This is a genomic window from Oleiphilus sp. HI0067, assembly GCF_001635735.1.
Genome location: NZ_LWFI01001636.1, coordinates 1 through 880, shown reverse-complemented (window position 1 = coordinate 880; position 880 = coordinate 1). Strand labels below are relative to the sequence as shown.

The following is an 880-nucleotide window of genomic DNA, read 5'->3' as shown; positions in this document are numbered from 1 at the left end:
TCCTGATATCCAGGCAATGAACGCGGGCAGCATGATGACAGACACACTCATTGTGCATGCAGCTGATGGCGAGCCTCATCGAATTAATATCCAAATTAACGGCACAAATGATACAGCTGTCATCGGCGGTACAGACTCAAGCAATGTCACTGAAGAGAGCGTCTTACAAGCACAGGGACAGCTTACTATTCAAGATATCGACACTGGCGAGTCCTACTTTCAAGATGGAGACCTGCAAGGCCAATATGGCACCCTACATCTTCAAAAAGATGGTTCTTGGANCTATGACCTTAATAATCAAAACCCGACGGTACAAGCTCTAGGTCAAGGTAAACAGACTACCGACACCATTACCGTAACATCCGCCGACGGCACTAATCATGAAGTAAGAATCACCGTTCAAGGCACAAATGACGTTGCAGTTGTTACTGACTCAGGCGGCCACGGTGTAAAGGAGGACACTAACGTTCAAGGCAATGATCTTGTTGCGACGGGCCAGCTAGCCGTTACAGATACTGATAGTGGCGAAGCCTTCTTCCAAAAAGAAGCGATCACGGGTCAATATGGCACCTTCGCGATCGATAAAGATGGTAGTTGGCAGTTTACAGCAGACAATACTCAAACCGCCATTCAGAGCCTTGCAGCCGGACAACACATCACCGACTCTGCGACAGTGACGACCGCCGATGGCACCAAGCACGACATTGTGGTGACCATAACCGGTACCACAGATCATCCACGAATACACATTCATCCTGCCGATGCGATCGGCACAACAATTGAAGATCAAACCCCCTCTTCGAGCGGCACCCTTTCGGCAATCGCGGTTGACCAGACTACTTTATTGACCTGGTCACTTGACCACACCTCAGGAAAGTAC

General features: G+C 49.1%; 1 protein-coding gene. It reads left to right on the top strand.

Translation table 11 applies throughout. The features are described from left to right. Positions 1 to 16: 16 nt before the first annotated feature. Positions 17 to 880: VCBS domain-containing protein (locus A3739_RS26355; RefSeq protein WP_255376797.1), on the top strand; the 864-nt coding region annotated here is incomplete at its 3' end.